The sequence below is a fragment of the Amnibacterium sp. genome, from assembly GCF_036559085.1.
Classification (GTDB): Bacteria; Actinomycetota; Actinomycetes; order Actinomycetales; family Microbacteriaceae; genus Amnibacterium.
The window spans coordinates 36,484-60,112 of the sequence record NZ_DATBTU010000075.1; the positions used below are offsets into that span (position 1 = coordinate 36,484).

A 23,629-nucleotide genomic window follows, 5' to 3' on the forward strand; every position below is an offset into this window, starting at 1 on the left:
CGGGCGTCAGGCCTTCGCCCGCTCCGCGAGCCACGCCTCGACCTCGTCCGCGGTGCGCGGGATGCCGGCCGACAGGTTCTCGTAGCCGTCCGCGGTGACGAGCACGTCGTCCTCGATCCGCACGCCGATGCCGCGGAACTCCTCCGGCACCGTGAGGTCGTCGGGCTGGAAGTAGAGGCCCGGCTCGATCGTGAAGACCATGCCGGCCTCGACGACGCCGTCGATGTAGAACTCCTTGCGGGCCTGCGCGCAGTCGTGCACGTCGAGCCCGAGGTGGTGGCTCGTGCCGTGCACCATGTAGCGGCGGTGCGCCTGGCCCTCGAGCCCCTCCAGCACCGACGGATCGATCTTCGGCAGGCCCCATCCGCGGACCTTCTCGGCGATGACGGCCATCGCGGCCTCGTGCACCTCGCGGAACACGATGCCGGGCCTCACGATCGCGAAGGCGGCGTCCGCGGCCTCGCGCACGGCCTCGTAGATCTCCCGCTGCACGGGGGAGAAGCTGCCGTTCACCGGGAAGGTGCGGGTGATGTCCGCGGTGTAGAGACTCGGCATCTCGACGCCGGCGTCCATCAGCACGAGGTCGCCCGGCACGACGGGGCCGTCGTTGCGGGTCCAGTGCAGGATGCACGCGTGCGGGCCGGCGGCGGCGATCGTGTCGTAGCCGAGCTCGTTGCCCTCGGAGCGGGCGCGGGTGAAGAAGACGCCCTCGAGCACCCGTTCGCCGCGCTCGTGCTCGACGATGCGGGGGAGCGCCGCGAGCACGTCGTCGAAGCCCTGCTTCGTCGCGGCGACCGCGGCGCGCAGCTCCGCGACCTCCTCGTCGTCCTTCACCAGCCGCGCCTCGGAGAGGTCGCGCTCGAGGTCGGTGTCGTCGAGCGTCACGTCCGCGTCGCCGGCGGTGAACTCGGCGAGCGGCTTCGTGGCGAGGCCGAGCTCGGCGCCGACCTCGTCGACGGTGGGCCGCGGCCCGACCCAGAACTCGCCGATCGCCGCGTTCGCGTAGAACTCGTCGGTGTCGCGCCCGGCGGCGGGCGGGAAGTAGAGGGTGACGTCGTGGCCGTCGCCGGTCGGCTCGAAGACGAGCACGGCGCCCGCCACCGTGTCCGCGCCCCAGGCGGTGAGCCAGGAGAACGCGGAGTGCGCCCGGTACGGGTAGTCGGTGTCGTTCGAGCGCACCTTCGGGTCGCCGGCGGCGATCACGAGCCGCTTGCCCGTGTGGCGGGAGGAGAGTGCGGCGCGCCGCTCGGCGGCGGCCGCGGCGAGGGGCCGCAGCGGCGGCAGGGTCCTCGGCCGGTCGGCCCATCCCGATCCGATGTAGTCGGTGAACGCGCGCGACTTCGGGATCGCGGTGCGCTCGACCGGCTGCTCGACGTCCCGGTTCTCTGCGGTGTGCACCTGCTGGTCGTTCGACATGCTCCGATCCTCCCACCGTGGACCGGGGGCGCGCCCGGGGCGGGCCGCAGGCACCGTCCTCAGGGCGCCGGGCGCGTCCGGGTCGCGCGGCTAGGCTCGGCTCCGTGCAGGCGCGCGGGGGCATCGATCTGCACACCCACTCCCGCATCTCGGACGGCACCGAGCCGCCGGCGGACGTCGTCGCCGCGGCCGTTGCCGCCGGACTCTCCGCGATCGCGCTGACCGACCACGACACGACCGCGGGATGGGCGGAGGCGCGGGCCGCCGCCGAGGCGACCGGCCTCGGCCTGCTGCCGGGCGTCGAGCTCTCGACGCGCCTCGAGTGGCGCAGCGTGCACGTGCTCGGCTACCTGATCGACCCCGAGCATCCGGCGCTCGTCGCCGAGACCGCCAAGATCCGGGATGCCCGCCGCTCCCGCGCCCGGCGGATCGTCGAGCGGATCGGCGCGGACTACCCGGTCGCGTGGTCGGACGTGCTCGCCCAGACGTCGCCGGGCTCGACGGTCGGCCGGCCGCACATCGCCGACGCGCTCGTGGCCCTCGGCATCGAATCCGACCGCAGCGCCGCGTTCGCGGGCATCCTCCATCCGCGGCAGGGCTACGTGGAGCCGCACTACGCGCCGACGCCGCAGGACGGCGTGCGGCTGATCCGCGCGGCCGGCGGCGTGCCGGTGCTCGCGCATCCTGGGGCGGCGGGCCGCGACCGCGTGCTGGGGGAGTCGGTCGTCGGCGAGCTCGTCGACGCGGGCCTCTTCGGCCTCGAGCTGTACCACCGGGAGAACACCCCCGACGGGCGGGAGCGGGTCGCGGAGCTCGCCGCGCGGTTCGGCCTCGCGGTCACCGGATCGAGCGACTACCACGGCAGCGGCAAGCCCAACCGGATCGGCGAGAACACCACCGCCCCCGACGTCGTCGCGCGGATCGTCGCCGAGGCCACGGGATCGGCGCCGGTCCAGCCGGTGCCCTGACGAGCGCCGGCTGAAGCCTCAGTCGAGGCCGAGCCACCGCCGCACCGGGCCGAGGCCCTCCATGAGCACGTGCGGGCGCAGCTCGGCGGGACGCGCCTCCCACGTGGCGCGGTCGAGGCGGTAGTGCCGCAGCACCGTGGGCACGCCCTCGCGGTCCTGGCTCGCCTCGCCGTCGGCGACGTAGCCGAGCTTGCGGCTCACGGCGGACGACGCGACGTTGTCGGACCAGGCCCGGGTCGTGACCCGGGCGGCGCCGAGGCCCTCGAACGCGAAGGTGAGCACCGCGATCCGCAGCAGCGTGCCGATCCCGCGGCCCTGCCACTGCAGGCCGAGCCACGACATGCTCTCGGCCGACCGGTTCGTCGCGAAGTCGTTCGCCTCGAGCGCCTGCACCCCGATCAGCGTGTGGTCGAGCCGCGCCGCGAACTCGAGCGACCACGCCTCGGGGGAGAGGGTGGTGCGCAGCCCCGAGTGGTGCCGGTACACGTTCCGGGCCACCTCCACGTCGCTGCCGCGCGACCACGGGGTCGTGAACGGCAGCGCGTTGCCGTGGATCCCGGATGCGGCGAGCCGCCCCAGATCGAGCGCGGTGCGGTCGTCCACGGCCGAGAGCTCGACGTCGGAGACGGAGATCCGCAGTCCGAGCAGCGGCCAGATGTCGACGTCGGTGAGGGTCGGCATCGGGAAAGACTATCGGCGCGGTGCGGCTCAGGCCGACGGCGTGGCGGGGCGCGGGCCGCGGCGGCGACGGCGGCGCTGCCGGCTGCCGGCACCGTCGTGCGCGCCGGAGCCCGGCACGTGCTCGCTGTGCGCGGTCTCGCCGTGGTCGTGCCCGTGCTCGTGGTGTTGCTGCTCGCCGCGCTGCGCCGACTCGCCCCCACCGGAGCGGGTGCGGGTGCGCGTGCGGGAGCCCGCCCCGTTCGCGTCCGGTGCCGGCGCGCTCGCGGCGCGCGGCGGGGCGCTGTGGCCCTTCACGCGGCCCTTCGTGCCCTCCGGGATGTCGAGGTCCGAGTAGAGGTGCGGCGACGACGAGTACGTCTCCACCGGCTCCGGCTTGCCGAACTCGAGGGCGCGGTCGATGAGGGCCCACTTGTGCAGGTCGTCCCAGTCGACGAACGTGACCGCGATGCCGGTCTTGCCGGCGCGGCCGGTGCGGCCGGCGCGGTGCAGGTAGGCGTCCGCGTCCTCGGGCAGCGTGTGGTTGATCACGTGCGTGACGTCGTCCACGTCGATGCCGCGGGCGGCCACGTCCGTCGCGATCAGCACGTCCTTCTTGCCGGCACGGAACGCGTTCATCGCGCGCTCGCGCTGCTCCTGGCTGAGGTCGCCGTGCACCGCGGCGGCGTTGAAGCCGCGGTCGTTCAGCTCCTCGACGAGCCGGGCGGCGGCCCGCTTCGTGCGCGTGAAGATCACGGTCTTGCCGCGGCCCTCCGCCTGCAGGATGCGCGCGATGACCTCGTCCTTGTCGAGCGAGTGCGCCCGGTAGACGAGGTGCCGGATGTTCGCCTGCGTGAGGCCCTCATCCGGATCCGTCGCGCGGATGTGGACGGGCCGGTTCATGAAGCGGCGGGCGAGCGCGACGATCGGGCCGGGCATCGTGGCCGAGAACAGCATCGTGTGCCGGCCGGGCGGCGTCTGCGCGAAGAGCTTCTCGATGTCGGGCAGGAAGCCGAGGTCGAGCATCTTGTCGGCCTCGTCGAGCACCATCTCGCGGACGTCCGCGAAGCTGATGAGGCGCTGCCCGGCGAGGTCGAGCAGGCGGCCGGGGGTGCCGACGATGATCTGCGCGCCCGCCTTCAGCTGCTCGATCTGGCCCTCGTAGGCCTTGCCGCCGTAGATCGCGGCGACGGTGGTGGGCCGGTTCGAGGTGGCCATCTCGAGGTCCTCGGCGACCTGCACGCACAGCTCGCGCGTCGGGACGACGACGAGCACCTTGACGCCGGGCTCGGGGTCGTGGCCGAGGCGCTGGATGATGGGGAGGCCGAAGCCGAGGGTCTTGCCCGTGCCGGTCTTGGCCTGGCCGATGATGTCCTGGCCGGAGAGCCCGAGGGGGATGGTCTGGGCCTGGATGGGGAAGGGCTCGACGATGCCGCGAGCGGCGAGGGCGTCGACCAGGTCCTGGTCGATGCCGAGTTCTGCGAAGGTCAAGAGGATGTGCCTGTCGGTCGGGTGCTGGTGATCAGCGGCGAGACGCGGCCGCTGCGGCCGCGAGGGGTTTCGCGCCGATGTGACTGCCCGGACCGGCGCGGTGGCCCCGCTCCACGGCGGGCCCGAGCCCAGTGTACCGGCTGCCAATATGCTGAGGCGGTGATCCAGCAGGGACGAGGACGTCCGCGTCCCCAGTCCCTCCGCGGGCGGAGGCGGCCGCAGCGCGTCGAGCGCGTGCCGCTCGGCGACCTGCGACCGGACCCGGTCGCGCTGCTCGCGCGCACCGCCTATCTCGAGCTCACCCTCTTCGAGGCGGCGTCCACCGTCGCGGCGCGCGCCTCCGACCTCGCCGACCGCGAGACGGTCACGCGGGTCGCATCCGCGATCCTCGCCCAGCACACCGCCCTCGTCGACCTGCTCGCCGAGCAGGGGCAGGTCCCCGCCGAGGCGATGCAGCCCTACGTCGCCGAGGTCGACCGCTACTGGCGCCGCTTCGGCGAGACCGGCTGGCACGAGTCGGTGCTCACGCTGCACCTCACGACCGGTCTGCTGAACGACTTCTTCGCGCAGCTCGGCGCCGGCCTGCCGCGCCCGCTCGCCGACCGGTACTGCGCCGTGCTCACCGCCGACATCGGCCAGGAGGCGCTCGTCGGCGTGCTCTCGGCCGCCGTCGCGGCGGACCGGCGGATGACCTCCCGCCTCGCGCTCTGGGGTCGGCGCACCGTCGGAGACACCCTGCTGGCGGCCCGCGCGGCGCTCGACGCCGTCCGCGACCCCGACGGCCACCCCGCCGAGACCGAGGAGCGGCGCATCGAGCCGGTCCTGAACGACCTGATCGCGGCCCACACCCGGCGGATGGACCGCCTCGGGCTCACCGCCTGAGCCCCACCGGGAACAGCCGGAGCGGGCATACTGTTGACACGTCACAGATCTGCTCCGACGGGGCGGCGAAGGAGGACGGGATGACCGACACGAGCGCGCTGCGCTTCGGGATCGACACGTTCGGCGACGTGACACGGGGTCCGGACGGCGCGCCGACGCCGCAGGCGCAGGTCATCCGCGACGTGGTCGAGGAGGCCGTGCTCGCCGACCAGGTGGGCCTCGACGCGGTCGGGATCGGCGAGCACCACCGCGCCGACTTCGCCGTGAGCGCGCCCGACCTGCTGCTCGCCGCCATCGCCGCGCGCACCAGCCGCATCTCGCTCGGCTCCGCGGTCACGGTGCTCAGCTCCGACGACCCCGTGCGCGTGTTCCAGCGGTTCGCGACGCTCGACGCCATCTCGGGCGGCCGAGCCGAGATCACCCTCGGTCGCGGCTCGTTCACCGAGTCGTTCCCGCTGTTCGGCTACGACCTCTCCCAGTACGAGACCCTCTTCACCGAGAAGCTCGACCTCTTCGCCCACCTCCGCTCCGAGCAGCCCGTCACGTGGTCGGGCACCGTGCGGGCCGGGCTGACCGACCAGGAGGTCTTCCCGCACACCGAGTCCGGCGCGCTGCCGACCTGGATCGGCGTCGGCGGCAGCCCCGAGTCCGTCATCCGCGCCGCGCGATACGGCCTGCCGATGATGCTCGCGATCATCGGCGGCGCCCCCGACCGCTTCCAGCCGTACGTCGAGCTGTACCGCCGCGCGCTCAGCCAGTTCGAGCTGCCGTCCCTGCCGGTCGGCGTCCACTCGCCCGGCCACGTCGGCGCCACCGACGCGGAGGCGCTGCAGGAGTTCTTCGAGGACTACAAGGCGATGCGCGACCGCATCGGCCGCGATCGCGGCTGGCCGTCGATGAGCCGTCACGAGTTCGAGGCCGAGGTGGAGCACGGATCGCTCTACGTCGGATCCCCGGAGACCGTGGCGCAGAAGATCGCCCGCACCGTCCAGGTGCTCGGCGTGCAGCGCTTCGACCTCAAGTACAGCGCCGGCCCGCTGCCGCACGACGTGATGATGAGCGGCATCGAGCGCTACGGCACCCAGGTGGTGCCGCGGGTGCGTGAGCTGCTCGCCGAGGCGCCCGCGCTGGAGCCCACGACCGCCGGCTGAACGTCCGAAAGGGGCGTGCAGGATCGCGGGCGTTCTGCAGGACCGCAGGCCGCGATGCGTCCTGCAGCGTGCACCGGATCCTGCACATCGCACGGGCGGCGGAGGCGGCCCGGAGAGGTCAGGCGGGGGTGGCCGGCTGGCCGGCGAGCTCCTCGAAGCGGCGCTCGTCCGCCGCTGCGCGCGACCGGCCGATCAGGATGCCGGCGGCCGCGACCGAGAGCAGGGTCGCGGCGACCGTGAGGACCCAGATCCAGCCGCCGTCCCAGGCGAGCCGCGCCCAGGTCAGGGCGACCCAGACCACGGCGCCCGCCGCGCCGCCGACGGCCGGCAGCAGCAGGCCGCCGAGCAGCCCCCGGTTCGGCAGGACCACACGGCCGATGAGGCCGGCGATCAGGCCGATCAGGATGACGAAGAGCAGCTCCACGTCAGGCGACGAAGCCGACCCGGCGCGTCTTCTCGCTCCCGACCTCGACGTAGGCGAGCGAGGCGACGGGGACGATGTAGAGCCGGCCGCCCTCGTCGGTGAGCGTCAGGTGGGTCGCCTTCTTCTCGATCGCGTCCGCCACCTTCTTCTGCACGTCCGCGGGCGCCTCGGCGCTCTCGAAGCCGAGCTCGCGCGGTGAGTTCTGGATGCCGATGCGGATCTCCATGGGGGATCCCCTCCCGTTCGTCGCTGCCCGCGGCACCTGCCGCGCGGCGCATCAAGTATCGCCCGCATCCGCTGTCGGTCCGCCCCTCTACCGTGCTCGCGATGCGACCCACCGACCTCGACCCCTCCCAACGGGCGGTGCTCGACGTGCCCGTGGGGTCGAGCGCCGTCGTGCTCGGCGCGCCGGGCACCGGCAAGACCCGCACGGCCGTGGAGCTGATCGCCCACCGCGTGCTCGAGCAGGACCTCGAGCCGAACGAGGTGCTGCTGCTCGCGCCCCGCCGCACCCAGGCCGCGCGCCTCCGCGACCGGCTCGTCGTGCGGCTCGGGGTCCCGGTCGACGGGCCGCCGGCCCGCACCGCCGCGTCGCTCGCGTTCGACATCGCCCGCCGGTCGGCGATCGCCGAGGGCCGGCCGCAGCCCGTGCTGCTCGCGGGGGGCGAGCAGGACGCCCTGATCGCCCAGCTGCTCGACGAGTCGGCGGTGCGCTGGCCCGACCGCCTCGGCCCCGACGTGCGGGCTCTCACCGCGTTCCGCGGCGAGCTCCGCGACCTCTACGCGCGGTGCGTCGAGCACGCCGTCGACCCGGCCGGGCTGGAGCGGCTGGGCCGGCAGCACGAGCGGCCCTCCTGGGTCGCTGCCGCCCGGTTCTGGGACGAGTACTACGACGTGCTGACCGCGGTGCAGCCCGACGCGTTCGACTCCGCCGAGCTCGCGGCCCTCGCCGCGGCCGCCGTCGCCCGCGGCACGGCGGGTGAGGTCGCGGACCGGCTGCGGCTCGTCGTCGTCGACGACCTGCAGGATGCGGGGGAGTCGACCGTGGCGCTGCTCTCGGCGCTGGCCGAGCGGAGCACCGCGATCATCGCGTTCGGCGACCCCGACGTGGCGGCGGACACCTTCCGCGGCGGCGAGCCCGACCTGCTCGGCCGGTTCGAGTCCCGGCTCGGGATCGCCTCCGCGGTGCGACTCGAGCTCGGCACGGTGCACCGCCATCCGGCGGTCGTGCGGCGCTTCGTCACCACGGTCACCGCGCGGATCGGCACCGCCCTCGCCGGGTGGCAGCGGGACGCGAAGGCGGCCGTCGAGGGCGGCGCCCCCGTGACGGCCGTCGAGGCGGGCAGCGCGGGCGAGCTCGCGCTCGCGATCGCCCACCGGCTCCGCGCGCGGCACCTCGAGCGGGGCGTGCCCTTCGCCGACCAGGCCGTCGTGGTCCGGTCCGGTGCCCAGGCGGAGCCGCTCGCCCGGGCCCTGGAGGCGGCCGGGGTGCCGGCCGTCACCGCGACGACCGGGCTGCCGGTCTCGACCGAGCGCGCCGCCCGGGCGCTGCTGGAGGTGGTCGCGACCGCGCTCGGCATCACGCCCCTCACCCCGGAGTCGGCCGTCGACCTGCTCTCCGGTCCGTTCGGCGGCATGGACCGGCTCACCCTCCGGCGCCTGCGGCTCGCGCTGCGGGTCGAGGAGCTCGCGGGCGACGGCACCCGCAGCGCCGGCGAGCTGCTCGTCGACGCCCTCGATCGTCCCGGCCGGCTGATCACGATCGAGGCGGCCTTCGCACGCCGCGCCGCCCGGTTCGCGGAGACGCTCGAGGCCGTCCGCACGGCCGCCGCGGCCGGCGGGTCCGCGGAGGAGCTGCTCTGGCTCGTCTGGGAGCGCAGCGGCCTCGCCGGCACCTGGCGCGAGCGCGCGCTGGCGGGCGGCACCGGGGCGGCCGAGGCCAACCGTGACCTCGACGGCGTCGTCGCGCTCTTCACGGCGGCGGCCCGTGCCGCCGAGCGCGCGCCCACCGATCCCGCATCCGTCTTCGTCACGGCCCAGCTCGTCGCCGAGGTGCCGGACGACACCCTCGCCCCCCGCGGCATCCGGGACGGCGTGCTCGTCACGACGCCCGTCGGCGTCGCCGGCCTCGAGTTCGACACCGTGGTGCTCGCCGGGCTGCAGGACGGCGTGTGGCCGAACCTGAAGCCGCGCGGCTCCCTGCTCGGCGTGGGCGACCTGGTCTCCGTGCTCACGGCGGGTGCGACCCCCGCCGGACCGGCCGACGAGCGCCGCGCCGCGCTGTCAGACGAGCTGCGGCTCGTGGCCCTCGCCGCGTCCCGCACCCGGGACGTGCTCGTGCTCGCTGCGGTCGCGAACGAGGAGGAGGCGCCGAGCGTGCTGCTCACCCTCGCCGACGAGCAGACCGTCGCCCGCTCCTCCGACGCCGCGCCGAACGCGCTGCGCCCGCTCGTCGGCGCGCTCCGGCGCATCGCCGTGACCGGCGCGCCCCCGCAGCGGCACGAGGCGGCCGCCGCCCTCGCCCGGCTCGCCCGTGACGGCGTGCCCGGCGCCGCGCCCGAGCACTGGCACGGCCTCGCCGACCCCTCCACCGACGCCCCCCTCGAGCCCGACCCCGACGCGCCGGTCCGCGTGTCGCCGTCGAAGCTGGAGCAGTTCGAGCGCTCAGCGGTCGACTGGTTCGTCGACCGGATCGCCGGGGGCGAGCCGCTGCTCGCGGGCGCGATCGGCACGATGCTGCACCGCATCCTCGAGGAGGGCGGCGACGCCGACGAGGCGGCGCTGCTCGCAGCGCTGGAGGGCCGCTGGCACGAGCTCGACTTCGAGGCCGCCTGGATCGGCGCGAAGGAGCGCCGGCTCGCCGAGCGGATGGTCCGCGCCATCGCCCGCTACCTCGCCGACCGTCGTGCCGACGGCACGCGCCTCGTCGGCGGCGAGACCCCGTTCGCCTTCGAGCACGGGCGGGCGCAGGTGCGCGGCACCATCGACCGCGTCGAGCTCGACTCCCAGGGCCGGCTCCGCGTCGTCGACCTGAAGACCGGATCGACCAAGGTGCCGAAGGCCGACGCCGTCACCCACGCCCAGCTCGGCGTGTACCAGCTCGCGGTCCTCGAGGGCGTCGTGCCCGACGTCGAGCCGGGTGCGCCCCGGTCCGGCGCCAGCCTGCTCTACGTGCGCGAGAAGACGCAGCGCGGCTACGCGCTCGTCGAGCAGCCGCCCCTCAGCGACGAGGCGGCGGTGCAGATGCGCGCCCGCCTCGCGGCGGCGGCCGAGGGCATGGCCGCGGCCCGGTTCGAGGGGCTCGTCGAGCCCGAGGTGCGGCACGGCGGCTCGTCCTTCCGCGCGATGCTCGCCAGGATCCCGGAGGTCTGCGGTGATTGAACGACCGGTGATCGAACGACCCGTGATCGAACGACCGGGAACCGAACGGACCACGACCGAGCGGCTGAGCGCCGCCGAGATCGCCCGGCGGCTGGAGATGTTCCCGCCGACGCCGCAGCAGGCGGCGGTGATCGAGGCGCCGCTCGCTCCGGCGCTCGTCGTCGCGGGTGCCGGCAGCGGCAAGACCGAGACGATGGCGCTGCGGGTGCTCTACCTGCTCGCGAACGGCCTCGTCGAGGCGCCCCAGATCCTCGGCCTCACCTTCACCCGCAAGGCGGCGTCCGAGCTCGGGGAGCGCATCCGGAAGCACATCGGCCGGCTCTCGCACGTCGGACTCGCGGGGGACTACGACCCCTTCGACCCGCCGGTCGTCTCCACCTACAACGCGTTCGCGAACGGGATCTACCGGGACCACGCACCCCTGATCGGGCGCGAGTCCGGCGGCGTGGTGCTCGGCGAGGCGTCCGCGTGGCAGCTGGCCAGGCGGGTCGTGCTCGAGTCGAGCGACGGGGCGCTGGCGGACCTCGACCTCGGCGTCGACCGCATCACCGAGCTCGTGCTCGACACGGCGAACGGCCTCGGCGAGCACGCGGCCGACCCCGAGGCGGTGCGGGCCATGGCTCTCGAGTACGGCCTCGCCCTCGACGCGCTGCCGGCCGGCACGCCCGCCTACAAGGCGGAGTTCGACACCTGCCGGCGACCGGCGGCCACCCTGCCGCTGCTGCTGTCGCTCGTGGAGACGTTCCGGGAGCGCAAGCGGGCCTCCGGGGCCGTCCAGTACTCCGACCAGGTGTCCCTGGCGCTCGAGATCGTCGCCGCGTCCGACGAGCTCGTCGCCGACTTCCGCGACCGGTACCGCGTCGTGCTGCTCGACGAGTACCAGGATACCTCGGTCGTGCAGACCCGCATGCTCGCCCGCCTCTTCGCCGGCGGCGCAGTGATGGCGGTCGGCGACCCGCATCAGTCGATTTACGGATGGCGGGGCGCGTCGGCGGCGAACCTCGAGGGCTTCGCCCGCGACTTCGGCGGCGGCGCCGAGGTGCGCTCCTTCGCGCTCAGCACGAGCTGGCGCAACGGCACCGCGGTGCTCGACGCGGCGAACACGATCGCCGCCCCTCTCGCCGCCGCCTCCCGCATCGACGTCCCGCAGCTGGGGCCGTCGCCGACCGCGAGCGGGTACGCGGTCGACTCCGTCTTCGCCGAGACGCTCGACGAGGAGGCCGACGCCGTCGCCGGGTGGTTCGCCGCACGGCTCGCGGATGCCCGCACCCCGCCGTCCGCCGCCATGCTGCTCCGCGCCCGGCGCACGCTGCCGGCGTTCCTCGCGGCGTTCCGGCGCCACGACGTGCCGTACCACGTGCTCGGCGTCGGCGGCCTGCTGCAGGAGCCCGAGGTCGCCGACCTCGTGAGCGCGCTCCGCGTCGTGCACGACGCCGGGGCGGGTGCGGAGCTCGTCCGCCTGCTCGCGGGCGCCACATGGCGCATCGGGCCGGCCGACCTGGCCGGGCTGCAGCGGCTCGCCCGGTGGCTCGAGCAGCGGGACTTCGCCCAGCAGCGCCTCGGGGCGGAGGTGGCCGAGCTGCTCGGCCGTTCCGTCGCGGAGGGGGAGAGCGCCTCCATCGTCGACGCGCTCGACTTCCTCGCGCACCACCGGGGCCACGGGATGGAGGCCGCCTTCAGCCCGGAGGGCCTCCAACGGCTCCGCCGGGCGGGGCGCACCTTCGCCGACCTGCGCACCCGCTCGGGCGGCGACCTCGGCGACTTCGTGCACCTCGTGATCGAGGCGCTCGACATCGACATCGAGGTGCTCGCCAACGAGGGCCGGCCGGGCCTGTCCTCGCTGCACGCGTTCGACGAGGCGCTCGCCGGCTACCTGCAGGTGGCCGAGGGCGCCACCCTCGGGGGGTTCCTCGGCTGGCTCGCCGCCGCGGAGCAGAAGGAGGACCTGTCGCCGCGCAGCGATCCGCCCGAGGCGGGCACCGTGCAGGTGCTGACGGTCCACGGCGCGAAGGGGCTCGAGTGGGACCTCGTCGCGGTGCCGCGGATGGTGGCGGACGAGCTGCCGTCGAAGCCGAAGAGCACCCTCGGCTGGCTCGCGCCCGGCGTGCTGCCGTGGGAGTTCCGCGGCGACGCGGCCGAGCTGCCGGTCTTCCCGTGGCGCTCGCTCACCGACCGCGCGGGGCTGAAGGCGGAGCTCGCCGCGTACAAGGGCTCCGTCGCCGCGTCGCTGCTCGCGGAGGAGCGCCGGCTCGCCTATGTCGCGGTCACCCGGGCCCGGCACCGGCTGCTGCTCTCCGGCTCGTTCTGGGCGACCCAGAAGACGCCGCGGTCGCCCTCCTGCTACCTGACCGAGCTGGCGGAGGCGGGCGTGATCCCGGCGCCGCCCGAGGCGCCGCAGTCGGCGGAACGGCCGGAGGGCGCCCCCGCGGAACGGTTCCTCTGGCCCGCGGATCCGCTCGGCTCCCGCCGCCCCGCGGTCGAGGCGGCCGCGGCCGCCGTCCGTGCCGCCGACCCCGACGACGCCGGCCGCTGGCTCGCCTCGGTCGACGCCCTCCTCGCCGAGCGCGCGGAGCTGCTCGCGGGCGGCGGCCCCGTCCCGCTGCCCGACCGCATCCCGGCGTCCCGCTTCAAGGACTTCGTCGACGACCCCGACGCCGTGCTCGCGGCGCTGCGGCGGCCGATGCCGGAGCGGCCCTATCGCGCCACCCGCCTCGGCACCCTGTTCCATGCCTGGGTCGAGGAGCGCGCCCGGCTCGCGCCATCGACCGAGCTCGTCGACGCGCTGCTCGACGAGCGGGACGGCGACCCCGAGGTCGGCGACGAGGTGCAGGGCCTCGCCGCGCTGCAGGACCGCTTCCTCGCGAGCCCGTGGGGGCGGCTCGAGCCCGTGGAGGTCGAGACCGAGATCCAGGTGCCGTTCGAGGGCCGGGTGCTCGTCTGCAAGATCGACGCGGTCTATCGGCGGGAGGGCCGCATCGAGATCGTCGACTGGAAGACCGGGGCGCCCCCGAAGTCCTCGGCCGACCTCGAGCTGAAGCAGTTCCAGCTCGCGCTCTACCGGTTCGCCTACGCCGAGCGGGAGGGCATCGACCCGGCGCACATCGACGCGGTCTTCTACTACGTGGCGCACGACCGCATCGTGCGGCCGGAGCGGCTCTACTCCGCCGACGAGCTCCGCGCCCGCTGGGCGACGGTCGCCGGCAGGGGCACCGGGCCGGTCCTCGCGAGCATCATCGAGCGCTGATCGTCGAGCATCCGCTCGACCTCGTCGAGCGTGAGCACCGGCATCGGCTCGGGGCCGAGGGAGCCGGCCGTGTCGGCCTCCACGCCGCGGGCGAGCCCGGCGAGCATGCCGAGGGCGTCCGTGACGATCTCCTGCCGGCCCGTCGCCCGGCCGTGCAGCAGCCAGCGGGCGAGCTCGAGCTCCGCGTGCAGCATCGCGCGCTGCCGGAGGGACGGATCCGCGGCGCCGCGACGGATCGCGTGGTAGGCCGCGAAGAGGCCGCTCGCCGCACCGGTCCCGGGCAGCCCGAGCGCCCAGGCGAGGTCGCGGGCCGGGTCGCCCACCCGCAGCTCGGACCAGTCGAGCAGCCCCGAGACCGCCTCGTCCGGCGTGCCCCGCGGCGCGGTGAGCACGGTCTCCGGCCGCAGCGAGCCGTGCAGCACGGTCGAGGTGAACTGCCAGAGCGTGGCGTCGTCGAGCGCCTGCTCCCAGCGGTCGAGCAGCGCGCGCGGCACGGATGCGGTGGCCGCGGCGGCGTCGACGACCTCGGCGACCGCCCGCTGCGCATCCGACGCGCTCTGCACGGGCAGGCCGGCGTCCGCGACGAGGCCCGTCGGCAGGGCGTGCACCGCGGCGACGGCCGCGGCGATCGACGCGGCGAGCCGCCCGCCCGCCTGGACGGCCTCGGGCCGCAGCCGCGAGCCGGGCACGTAGCTCGTGACCACGGTGGTCGGATGCGCGCCGGTGCCGTAGACCGTCGGCACCCCGAACGGCAGCCGCGAGCGCGCCCCTGCGGTCAGCGCCGCGAGCGCGCGCACCTCGGCGAGCAGCCGGTCCTCGGCACGCGGCGTGGCGGGCGTGCGCACGACCGCGTGCCGGCCGTCGACGGCGGTGATGAGCGCGGCGTCGTGCTCGCCGCTCCCGCCGCCGGTGAACGGCCGGGCGACCGCCACCTCGAGGCCGGGCACGGCGGATGTCGCCAGCGCGGCTAGGGTGAAATGGTGCCTGGACATGGTTTCAGGCTAGGTCGAGGGCGGGACGGGCCCACGCAGGGGCGGCCGCCGGGCCCGGCGTGTCGGCCGTGACACGGGAGGTCGGCGACGCTATGAGCGACACGTTCTTCGACCGTCTGCCCCTGTCGCGCACCGCCGTGGACCGTGATGCGGGGGGCCGCGACGTGCCCGGCGCCCTCGAGGCCGCGTGGGCCGATCCGGCCACGCGCGTGCTCGTCCTGGCCCGCCGCAAGGCCCTGCTCGCCGATGACTCGAGCCGCCTCCGTCTCGGCCTGCTGCCGCCTGCGGAGGTCACCGATCCGCAGCTCGTGCTCTACCTGGGTCGCACGCTCGAGGACTCGGAGGACGGTCCGGCCGGCACCGTCGTGCTCGCGGCCCTCGTCGACGACGCGACCGCCGACGCGATCGCTTCCGACGAGTCGCGGTGGGCCGACCTGCGCACCCAGGGCGCGACGCTCGACGCGCGCGACGCCGGCCTCTTCACCGAGGCGCTCGGGCTCGCGAACTGGCACGGCACGCACGGCCACTCGCCGCGCACCGGCCTGCCCACCGTCGCCGGCCGCAGCGGCTGGGTGCGCTATCCCGAGGGCCACGAGGAGGAGTCGAGCGGCGAGCACGTCTTCCCTCGCACCGATCCGGCCGTGATCGTCGGGGTCGTCGACGGCCGCGAGCGGCTGCTGCTGGCCTCGAACGCCGCGTGGCCGGAGGACCGCTACTCCGTCGTCGCGGGCTTCGTCGAGCCGGGCGAGTCGTTCGAGGCCGCCGTCGTGCGCGAGGTGTGGGAGGAGACCCGGGTGGCGGTCGCCTCCACCGAGTACCTCGGCTCGCAGCCGTGGCCGTTCCCCGCCTCCGTGATGATCGGCTTCCTCGCCCGCACCGCGCCGGATGCGGTCCCGGAGCCGGAGGCGGACGGGATCGAGATCCGCGAGGCCCGCTTCTTCGAGCGCGAGGAGCTCGCCGAGGCGGCCGCGGCCGGCCGCATCCGCCTCCCGGGGCGCACGTCGATCGCCCGCGCGATCATCGAGCACTGGTACGGCGGCGAGCTGCAGGGCGATTGGTGAGCGGTGTCCGACGCTGACGCGCTGCTCGACCCCCTCGACGAGCAGCAGCGGGCGGCCGCGACGGCCCTGACGGGCGCGGTCTGCGTGCTCGCCGGCGCGGGGACCGGCAAGACGCGCGCGATCACGCACCGGATCGCCTACGGCGTGGCGACGGGCGTCTACCCGCCGAAGCGGGTGATGGCGCTCACCTTCACCAGCCGGGCCGCGAGCGAGCTGCGGTCGCGGCTCGGCGCGCTCGGCGCATCCGGTGTCGCGGCCCGCACCTTCCACGCGGCGGCGCTCGCGCAGCTGAACTACTTCTGGCCGCAGGTGCTCGGCGCGAGCGCCCCGAAGGTGCTCGACCACAAGGCGCGACTCGTCACGCAGGCCACCGAGGTGCTGCACCTCCGGCTCGACACGGCGGCCGTCCGCGACGCCGCGGCGGAGATCGAGTTCCGCAAGGCGAGCGCGATGTCGATGGCCGAGTACGCGGAGCGGGCGGTGGGCCGAGCCCTGCCGGCGGGGCTCGACGTGGAGAAGATGGTGCGGCTCCAGGAGCTCTACGAGACGCTGAAGGACGAGCGGCGCATGATCGACTTCGAGGACGTGCTGCTCGCGACGGCCGGCATGATCACGAGCGAGCCGCAGGTCGCCACCGAGGTGCGGGAGCAGTACCGCTTCTTCACCGTCGACGAGTACCAGGACGTCTCCCCGGCGCAGCAGCTGCTGCTCGACGCATGGCTCGGCGAGCGGTCGGACGTCTGCGTCGTCGGTGACGCGAGCCAGACGATCTACTCGTTCGCCGGCGCGAAGGCCGAGTACCTGCTCCGCTTCGGCGAGCGGACCGGCGGCGCGACCGTGCTGCGCCTCGAGCACAACTACCGCTCGGTCGACGGCGTCGTGCGCACCGCGAACGCCCTGATGAACACCCGTCCGGGCGCGCTCACCCTCACCGCGGCCCGAGCCGCGGCGGGAGCGCGCGAGGCGGCGGTGCAGCTGCGGGTGTACCCGTCGGATGCGGACGAGGCGGCGGGCGTCGCCGCCGACATCGCGGCGCTCGTGGCCGCCGGCACCCGCCCCTCCGAGATCGCGCTGCTGCTGCGCTACAACGGCCAGTCGGTGCTGTTCGAGCAGGCGCTCGCGGATGCGGGGGTGCCGGTGCGCACCCGCGGGTCGCTGTCGTTCTTCGAGCATCCGGTGATCAAGCAGGCGCTCATGCTGCTGCGGGGCGCGTCGGTCGCGGGCCTCGACGAGCCGCTGTTCAAGTCGGTGTCGGACGTGCTCCGCGAGCTCGGCCACACCCACCACGCCCCGCCGGGGCCGGGGGAGCAGCGCACCCGCTGGGAGCTGCTCGACGCGCTCGCGACGCTCGCCGAGCAGGCGTCCGCCGGCACCACGCTGCAGGCGTTCGTGGCCGAGCTCGCCGAGCGGGCGGCGGCGCAGCACGATCCTCCCGTCGAGGCGATCACGATCGCGACGCTGCACTCGGCGAAGGGCCTGGAGTGGCCCGTCGTGTTCCTGATCGGGCTCGCCGAGGGGCTGCTGCCGATCGGCTACGCGAACACGCCCGAGGCGGTGGAGGAGGAGCGGCGACTGCTCTACGTCGGCGTGACGCGGGCGCGCGACCGGCTGCGGCTGTCGTGGTCCCGCAGCGGAACGGGGCGGTCGGGGGAGCGCTCACCGTCGCGGTTCCTCGCCGACCTCAAGCTGCCGGAACCGGCGACCGGCACGAGCACCGCGCGTGCCAGGGTCGTGCGAGCCGGCTGACGGATCCGTCCGCCGCGACGCGGACGGCGCGACCGGACAGGCCGGTCCATGCGCCCTGCCGGCCCGCGCGCACGGCGTTCGCGAGCCGCGCCGCGAGCTCGAGCCGCAGCGCCGGTGCCCGGGTGGCCGGTGCCGGACCGCTCGCGAGCAGCTGCGCCGCGACGACCGGCCACGCGGGGTCCCGATCGATCCGGTGCTCCTCGGCGCAGCGCAGGCAGGGGCTGTCGCCCGGCACCACGAGCGGGCCGAGCACCGCTGCGCGCTCCCCGAACACGACCGGCAGGTGCGGCACGTCGACCGTCAGCCACCGGGCGGCGAGCCAGGGCGCGAGCACGTGATGACCGGCCAGCACCACCAGCGCCGGGCGCTCGGCGGGCAGCGGATCGTCCGGGTCCCGAGCGGTGAGGCCGTCCGCGACGCCGAGCAGTGGCAGGAGGTTCGGCGGCGCCTCCACGAGCACCGATGACGGCGTCGGCGCCGCCGGCCGCGTGAGGGCCGGCTCCAGCGCCTCGAGCAGGCGCTCGAGCTCGCCCGGCGTGAAGCCGCGCGCCTCGGCGAGCAGCCCGAGCGACGCCAGGTCCGTCCCGGCGACCAGGGCGGTGAGCAGTCGCTCGGCGGTCGGCGGCAGGTCGGGCAGCACCGCGAGCGGCGGGTCGACGCCGATCTGGAGGGTGTCCGGTGAGCGCCAGACGAGGGCGGCGGCGGGATCGATCCTCAGCACGGCCGGGATGATGCGCGAGACCTCCGCCGGCCCGCAGCGGTTCTCCACAGCCCGCCCCTCGGGGCGGACGGATCAGACCGGCGGTGGCGGGTCGTCGCCGCGGAGCAGGTCCTCGATCTCGCGGTCCACGTCGTCCGGGGGCTCGCCGCCGCCGGTGAGGCGGGCGACGATCCGGTCGGGGTCGTCGATGTCCGCGGCGGTCGGCAGCAGGTCGGGGTGGGACCAGAGCGAGTCGCGCGCCTCGACGCCGACGGCGTCGGTGATCCGCCGCCACATGGCCGCCGCCTCCCGCAGCCGGCGCGGCCGCAGCTCGAGGCCGACGAGCGTCGCGAACGCCTGCTCGCCCGGGCCGCCGGTCGCCCGGCGCCGGCGCACGGTCTCGGCCACCGCATCCGCGCGGGGCAGCCGTTTCGTCGCCTCGGCGGTGACGACGTCGACCCAGCCCTCGACGAGGGCGAGGACGGTCTCGAGCCGGCCGAGCGCCGCGAGCTGCGCCTCGGTCTTCGGCGGGATGAGCTCGCCGTTCGAGAACGCCTCGCGCAGCCGGTCGGTGTCGGTCGGATCGAAGTCGGCGGCGAAGGACTGCACCTGGTCGACGTCGATCGAGAGGTCCTTCGAGAAGTCGCCGACGGCGCTCGTCAGGTTGAGGCGCAGCCAGCGCGCCTGCCGGAAGAGGCGCGCGTGGGCGAGCTCCCGCACCGCGAGGTAGAGGGTGACCTCCTGCTCGTCGATGTCGAGGCCGGCCGCGAAGTCGGCGACGTTCTGCGGCAGCAGCGCCGCGTGGCCGTCGGGCAGCAGCGGGATGCCGACGTCGCCGCCCGACACCACCTCGCTCGCGAGTCCGCCGACGACCGCGCCGAGCTGGGCGGCGAAGATCGTGCCGCACACGCTGCGCAGCACGCGGCCCGCGTCGGGGATGGCTCCGGCGATCTCGCCGGGCAGCTGCTCGGTGAACACGTGCGTGAGCGACTCGGCGATCCGCGTGGCGACCGGCTCGGCGAGCTGGCTCCAGAACGGCATCGTCGCGCGGATCCACTGGGTGCGGGTCAGCGCCTTCGGCTGGTCGGGGAGCGCGCCGAAGCCGCTCGACTCGTCCAGCCAGAGCCCCGCGACCGTGAAGGCCCGGTCGACGCCCGCCGCCTGCGCGTCGGTCGGCGTCGTGGATCCGGCCCCCGCCGCCGAGACCGCCTGGTCGGTCGCGATCGACCAGTCGACCGTGCCGTCCGGGTTCTGCACCGCGTCGCGGAGCCGCCCCATCAGCTGCTCGAGGCCCGCCGCACCGCCAGGCAGCCCCATCGCCTTCGCGAGCTCGGCCGCATCCGGCCTGCCGCCCTGCTCGAGCATCCGGCGCAGGATCTCCTGGAGATCCGGGTCGGGCCCTTCGTCCGGCGTCTCGGCCATGCACGTACGCTAGCGCGCGCGCTTCGGGACGGGGCGCGGAGGTTCGGAGGGGATGGCGTGCGGCTTCGACGGATCCCGTGGCGCACGGTGCTCCCGATCGCGGCCCTGGTGCTCGTGCTGCTGACGGCCCTGCTCCCGTCGCCGTACGTGATCGAGTCGCCCGGGCCCGTGACGAACACCCTGGGGACGACGAGGATCGACGGCAAGGCGACGCCGGTGATCCAGGTGCCCGGCCGGCGCACCTACGCGACGTCGGGCGCCCTCGACCTGCTCACCGTCAGCGTGATCGGCTCCCCGGGGCGGACGCCGTCCTGGTTGACCCTCGCGGCCAGCTGGTTCGACCCCGCCCAGTCGGTCACGCCGCTCGAGGAGATCTACCCCGTCGGGCTGACCCAGCAGCAGTCGGACCAGCAGGGCGCGGCGCAGATGCAGGGCTCGCAGCAGAGCGCGGTCGCCGCAGCGCTCACGCAGCTCGGCTACCCGGTCACGGGCACCGTCACCGTGCGCTCCGTCGGCAAGGACACCGCGGCTGCGGGCGTCGTGCGGACGGGCGACGTCGTCAGGTCCTTCGCGGGTCGGCCCGTCGTCGACAGCTGCGGGCTGCAGGACGCCGTGCTCGGCCACGGCACGGCCCGCACCCCCATCACGCTCGGGCGCTCCGGCAGCACGCGCACCGCGCAGGTCGCCCCGCGGCTCACCGACGTCGGCGACGGCTCGAAGCGCCCCCTGCTCGGCATCACGACCTCGTCCACCTACCGCTTCCCCTTCCCGGTGAAGCTGCAGCTCGGGAACGTCGACGGGCCGTCCGCCGGGATGATGTTCGCTCTCGGCATCATCGACGAGCTCACCCCCGGCTCGCTCATCGGCGGCGCGCACGTGGCCGGCACCGGGACGATCTGCGGCGACGGCACCGTCGGGCCGATCGGCGGGATCGTGCAGAAGATGGCCGGTGCCAGGCGGGCCGGCGCGACCGTCTTCCTCGCCCCGGCGAGCAACTGCGACGAGGTCGTCGGCCACATCCCTGCGGGCCTCCATGTGTACTCGGTGAAGCGCCTGTCTGGCGCCTTGGCGGTGCTGAAGGCGGTGGCTTCGCGGGGTTCGACGGCGGGCCTCCCGACGTGTTCCGCGCAGGTAGGGTCGGGACGGTGACGACGCAGGCAGCAGCGCCGGCACGACGCCGGAGGGCCGTTCTCGCGATCACCTCGGGCGTCGTGGTGGTCCTTCTCATCGGGTTCTTCATCTTCGCCGGGCTCTACGCGGACGTGCTCTGGTACGACCAGCTCGGCTACCTGCGCGTGCTCCTCACGGAGTGGCTGACGATCGCGTCGCTGTTCGTGATCGGGTTCCTCGGCATGGCGGTGCCGGTCTCCGTGACGATCCAGCTCGCGTACCGGCTCCGGCCCGTCTACGCGAAGCTGACCGCGCAGCTCGACCGCTACCAGCAGGTCATCGAGCCGCTGCGCCGCCTCGTGATGATCGGCGTCCCCGCGGTGATCGGGCTCTTCGCCGCGGTGTCGGCCGCGACCCGCTGGCAGCCGGTGCTGCTCGCACTGCACGGCGGATCCGCCGGCAGGACGGATCCGCAGTTCGGCATCGACGTCGGCTTCTACCTCTTCCAGCTCCCCGCGCTGCACGGCCTGGTCGGCTTCCTGTCCGCCGTGCTCGTGGTCTGCGTGCTCGCCGCCATCGCCACCTCGTACCTCTACGGCGCGATCCGCATCTCCGGCCGCGAGGTGCGGGTCTCCCGCGCCGCGCGCGTGCAGATCGCGATCACGTTCGCGGTCTTCCTGCTCCTGCAGGCGATCAGCCTGTTCCTCGACCAGTACATGACGCTCTACGACACGAGCACCGGCGGCCTGCTGACGGGCGCGGCGTACGCGGATGCGAACGCGGTGATCCCCGGCCGGCTGATCCTCGCGGTGATCGCGCTGCTCGTCGCGATCCTGTTCGTCGTCACGGCGTTCGTCGGCCGGTGGCGCCTGCCGCTGATCGCCACCGGGCTGCTCATCGCCTCGGCGGTGATCGTCGGCTCGATCTTCCCGTGGGCGATGTGGAACCTCTACGTGAACCCGAGCGAGGGCAGCGTCGAGCAGCCCTACATCACCCGCAACATCAGGGCCACCCAGACGGCCTACGGGGTGAGCCCGAGCGACGTCCAGCAGATCCCCTACGCCGCGAAGACCACCGCGCAGGCCGGCGCCCTCAAGGCGGACGCGGAGACGACGGCGAACATCCGGATCCTGGACCCCAACGTGGTCTCGCCGGCGTTCGGGCAGTTCCAGAAGTTCAAGCAGTACTACCAGTTCCCGGACAACCTGGACGTCGACCGCTACACGATCAACGGCAAGAGCCAGGACGCGGTCGTCGCCGTCCGGGAGCTGAACCAGGACGGCCTCGGCGCGAACCGCACCGACTTCAACGACGCGTTCGTCTACACCCACGGGTACGGGTTCGTGGCTGCGTACGGCAACCAGCGCTCCCCGGACGGGACGCCGGTGTTCTTCGAGTCGAACATCCCCGAGGCCGGATCGCTCGGCGGCCTGCAGCCCCGGATCTACTTCGGCGAGAACTCGCCCACCTACTCGATCGTCGGCGCGCCGAAGGGCTCGAAGCCCATCGAGCTCGACTACGCCAGCAACGTCGGCCAGCAGTCCACGACGTTCACCGGCAACGGCGGCCCGTCGGTCGGCTCCTTCTTCAACCGGCTGATCTACGCGCTGAAGTTCCAGTCCGACCAGATCCTGCTGTCCTCCTCGGTGAACGCGAAGTCGCAGATCCTCTACGACCGCGCCCCGATCAGCCGGGTGCAGAAGGCGGCGCCGTACCTGACGCTCGACCGCGACGCGTACCCGGCGGTCGTGCAGGGCCGCGTCGTGTGGATCGTCGACGGCTACACGACCTCGTCCAGCTACCCCTACTCGGAGCAGCAGAGCCTCACGGCCGCGCTGTCGAACTCGACCGACAGCGCCACCCCGTACGCGACGGACCAGATCAACTACATCCGGAACTCCGTGAAGGCGACGGTCGACGCGTACACCGGCAAGGTGACCCTGTACGCGTGGGATGCGCAGGACCCGGTGCTGAAGGCGTGGCAGAACGTCTTCCCCGAGACCGTGAAGCCGCTGGCGGACATGCAGGGCGCGCTGATGGCGCACGTGCGCTACCCCGAGGACCTCTTCCAGGTGCAGCGATACGTGCTCGGCCGGTACCACGTGCAGAACGCCACCTCCTGGTACCAGACCCAGAACTCGTGGCGTCCGCCGTCGGAGCCGACCGGGCAGTCGACCACGCAGCTGCAGCCGCCCTACTACCTCACGCTGCGGCTGCCGGACCAGAACAGCTCGACGTTCACCCTGTACTCGACCTACATCCCGAACTCCACGTCGTCGAACTCGAGCAACAACCTCACCGGCTACCTCGCGGTCGATGCCGACGCCGGCTCGACCACCGGAACGCCGCGAGCCGACTACGGCAAGCTGCGGCTCCTCGTCCTGCCCGCGAACACGAACGTGGCGGGACCGGGCCAGGAGCAGACGCTCTTCAACGCGCAGGCGCAGAGCGAGATCGCGCTGCTCGAGCGCGGCAGCACGAAGGTGACCCGAGGGAACCTGCTCACGCTGCCCGAGGCCGGCGGCCTGCTCTACGTGCAGCCCGTCTACGTCACCTCGAACTCCGAGACCGCCTACCCCGTGCTGCAGAAGGTGCTGGCCGGCTTCGGCAACAAGGTCGCGTTCGAGAACACGCTCGACGAAGCCCTGAACTCGCTGTTCGGCGGGAACTCCGGCGCGAACGCCGGTGACAGCGGGGTGGCGACCGGTGGTTCGGGCTCGACCGGATCCGGATCCGGGTCGACCGGCTCGGGGTCCGGATCGGGATCGGGCTCCAGCACGGCGAACAACAAGGCGCTGCAGCAGGCCCTCGCGGACGCGAACGCCGCGCTGCAGGAGCGGCAGGCCGACTACGCGAAGAAGGATCTCGTGGCGGCGGCGCAGGCGGATGCCAGGCTGCAGGCCGCGATCCAGCGGGCGATCGCCGCCGGCGGATGACGCGCGGCCCGGCAGGTCGCCGAGCCGTCCCCGCACCCGTGGTAAAGT

At 74.3% G+C, this 23,629-nt stretch carries 17 protein-coding genes; 9 read left to right on the forward strand and 8 right to left on the reverse strand.

Going from position 1 to position 23,629, the window contains the following annotated elements; all coding sequences use genetic code 11:
* Positions 1-6: 6 nt before the first annotated feature.
* The gene (locus VIG76_RS13820) at positions 7-1,416 is read right to left on the reverse strand and encodes an aminopeptidase P family protein (protein WP_331955143.1); all 1,410 of its coding nucleotides are present in this window, start codon (positions 1,414-1,416) and stop codon (positions 7-9) included.
* 104 nt (positions 1,417-1,520) lie between these two features.
* Here VIG76_RS13820 and VIG76_RS13825 point away from each other — a divergent pair, with 104 nt between their 5' ends.
* Positions 1,521-2,384, forward strand: a complete 864-nt coding sequence (locus tag VIG76_RS13825) for a PHP domain-containing protein (RefSeq protein ID WP_331955145.1) — start codon at positions 1,521-1,523, stop codon at positions 2,382-2,384.
* Positions 2,385-2,402: 18 nt separating this feature from the next.
* On the opposite strand, the gene VIG76_RS13830 is transcribed toward VIG76_RS13825, so the two are convergent.
* Together VIG76_RS13830 and VIG76_RS13835 are read right to left on the reverse strand one after the other, a co-directional pair.
* Positions 2,403-3,065 (reverse strand): GNAT family N-acetyltransferase, encoded by a 663-nt coding sequence (locus VIG76_RS13830; RefSeq protein WP_331955147.1) that lies wholly within the window; start codon positions 3,063-3,065, stop codon positions 2,403-2,405.
* A 27-nt stretch (positions 3,066-3,092) separates the two neighbouring features.
* Complete coding sequence (locus tag VIG76_RS13835; RefSeq protein ID WP_331955149.1) at positions 3,093-4,532, reverse strand: DEAD/DEAH box helicase; 1,440 nt, start codon at positions 4,530-4,532, stop codon at positions 3,093-3,095.
* Between the two features lie 159 nt (positions 4,533-4,691).
* Between VIG76_RS13835 and VIG76_RS13840 the strand changes: the two genes are divergently transcribed.
* Entirely contained in the window at positions 4,692-5,414 is a 723-nt protein-coding gene (locus VIG76_RS13840) for a ferritin-like fold-containing protein (RefSeq protein WP_331955151.1), read from the forward strand.
* Positions 5,415-5,494: 80 nt separating this feature from the next.
* Positions 5,495-6,565 (forward strand): LLM class flavin-dependent oxidoreductase, encoded by a 1,071-nt coding sequence (locus tag VIG76_RS13845; protein WP_331955153.1) that lies wholly within the window; start codon positions 5,495-5,497, stop codon positions 6,563-6,565.
* Between the two features lie 118 nt (positions 6,566-6,683).
* Here VIG76_RS13845 and VIG76_RS13850 read toward each other — a convergent pair whose 3' ends face one another.
* Both VIG76_RS13850 and VIG76_RS13855 read right to left on the reverse strand, forming a co-directional pair.
* A complete protein-coding gene (locus VIG76_RS13850; protein ID WP_331955155.1) occupies positions 6,684-6,989 on the reverse strand; it encodes a hypothetical protein in 306 nt (101 codons plus the stop codon).
* Position 6,990: 1 nt separating this feature from the next.
* Positions 6,991-7,215 (reverse strand): DUF3107 domain-containing protein, encoded by a 225-nt coding sequence (locus VIG76_RS13855; RefSeq protein WP_331955157.1) that lies wholly within the window; start codon positions 7,213-7,215, stop codon positions 6,991-6,993.
* Positions 7,216-7,316: 101 nt separating this feature from the next.
* Here VIG76_RS13855 and VIG76_RS13860 point away from each other — a divergent pair, with 101 nt between their 5' ends.
* Positions 7,317-10,370, forward strand: coding sequence for an ATP-dependent DNA helicase (locus VIG76_RS13860; RefSeq protein ID WP_331955159.1), 3,054 nt, complete (start codon positions 7,317-7,319; stop codon positions 10,368-10,370).
* A gap of 7 nt (positions 10,371-10,377) precedes the next feature.
* Positions 10,378-13,614 (forward strand): ATP-dependent helicase, encoded by a 3,237-nt coding sequence (locus VIG76_RS13865; RefSeq protein ID WP_331955161.1) that lies wholly within the window; start codon positions 10,378-10,380, stop codon positions 13,612-13,614.
* Here VIG76_RS13865 and VIG76_RS13870 read toward each other — a convergent pair.
* Entirely contained in the window at positions 13,527-14,606 is a 1,080-nt protein-coding gene (locus VIG76_RS13870; RefSeq protein WP_331955163.1) for a phosphotransferase, read from the reverse strand. The two genes, VIG76_RS13865 and VIG76_RS13870, sit on opposite strands and share 88 nt — an antisense overlap.
* Before the next feature lie 92 nt (positions 14,607-14,698).
* On the opposite strand from VIG76_RS13870, the gene nudC reads away from it, so the two are divergent.
* Together nudC and VIG76_RS13880 are read left to right on the forward strand one after the other, a co-directional pair.
* On the forward strand, positions 14,699-15,667 hold the full coding sequence (gene nudC / locus VIG76_RS13875) for an NAD(+) diphosphatase (RefSeq protein WP_331955165.1): 969 nt from the start codon (positions 14,699-14,701) through the stop codon (positions 15,665-15,667).
* A 3-nt stretch (positions 15,668-15,670) separates the two neighbouring features.
* A complete protein-coding gene (locus VIG76_RS13880; protein ID WP_331955167.1) occupies positions 15,671-17,413 on the forward strand; it encodes an ATP-dependent helicase in 1,743 nt (580 codons plus the stop codon).
* Here the strand turns inward: VIG76_RS13880 and VIG76_RS13885 are convergent.
* Positions 17,349-18,134, reverse strand: a complete 786-nt coding sequence (locus VIG76_RS13885; RefSeq protein WP_331955169.1) for a hypothetical protein — start codon at positions 18,132-18,134, stop codon at positions 17,349-17,351. The genes VIG76_RS13880 and VIG76_RS13885 overlap by 65 nt on opposite strands.
* Positions 18,135-18,206: 72 nt before the next feature.
* Entirely contained in the window at positions 18,207-19,535 is a 1,329-nt protein-coding gene (locus VIG76_RS13890) for a zinc-dependent metalloprotease (RefSeq protein ID WP_331955171.1), read from the reverse strand.
* Between the two features lie 57 nt (positions 19,536-19,592).
* On the opposite strand from VIG76_RS13890, the gene VIG76_RS13895 reads away from it, so the two are divergent.
* Both VIG76_RS13895 and VIG76_RS13900 read left to right on the forward strand, forming a co-directional pair.
* Positions 19,593-20,684: a YlbL family protein gene (locus VIG76_RS13895; RefSeq protein WP_331955173.1), complete on the forward strand. Its 1,092-nt coding sequence runs from the start codon at positions 19,593-19,595 to the stop codon at positions 20,682-20,684.
* Positions 20,681-23,581, forward strand: a complete 2,901-nt coding sequence (locus tag VIG76_RS13900; RefSeq protein WP_331955175.1) for a UPF0182 family membrane protein — start codon at positions 20,681-20,683, stop codon at positions 23,579-23,581. The genes VIG76_RS13895 and VIG76_RS13900 overlap by 4 nt, the downstream gene beginning before the upstream one ends.
* Positions 23,582-23,629: the final 48 nt, after the last annotated feature.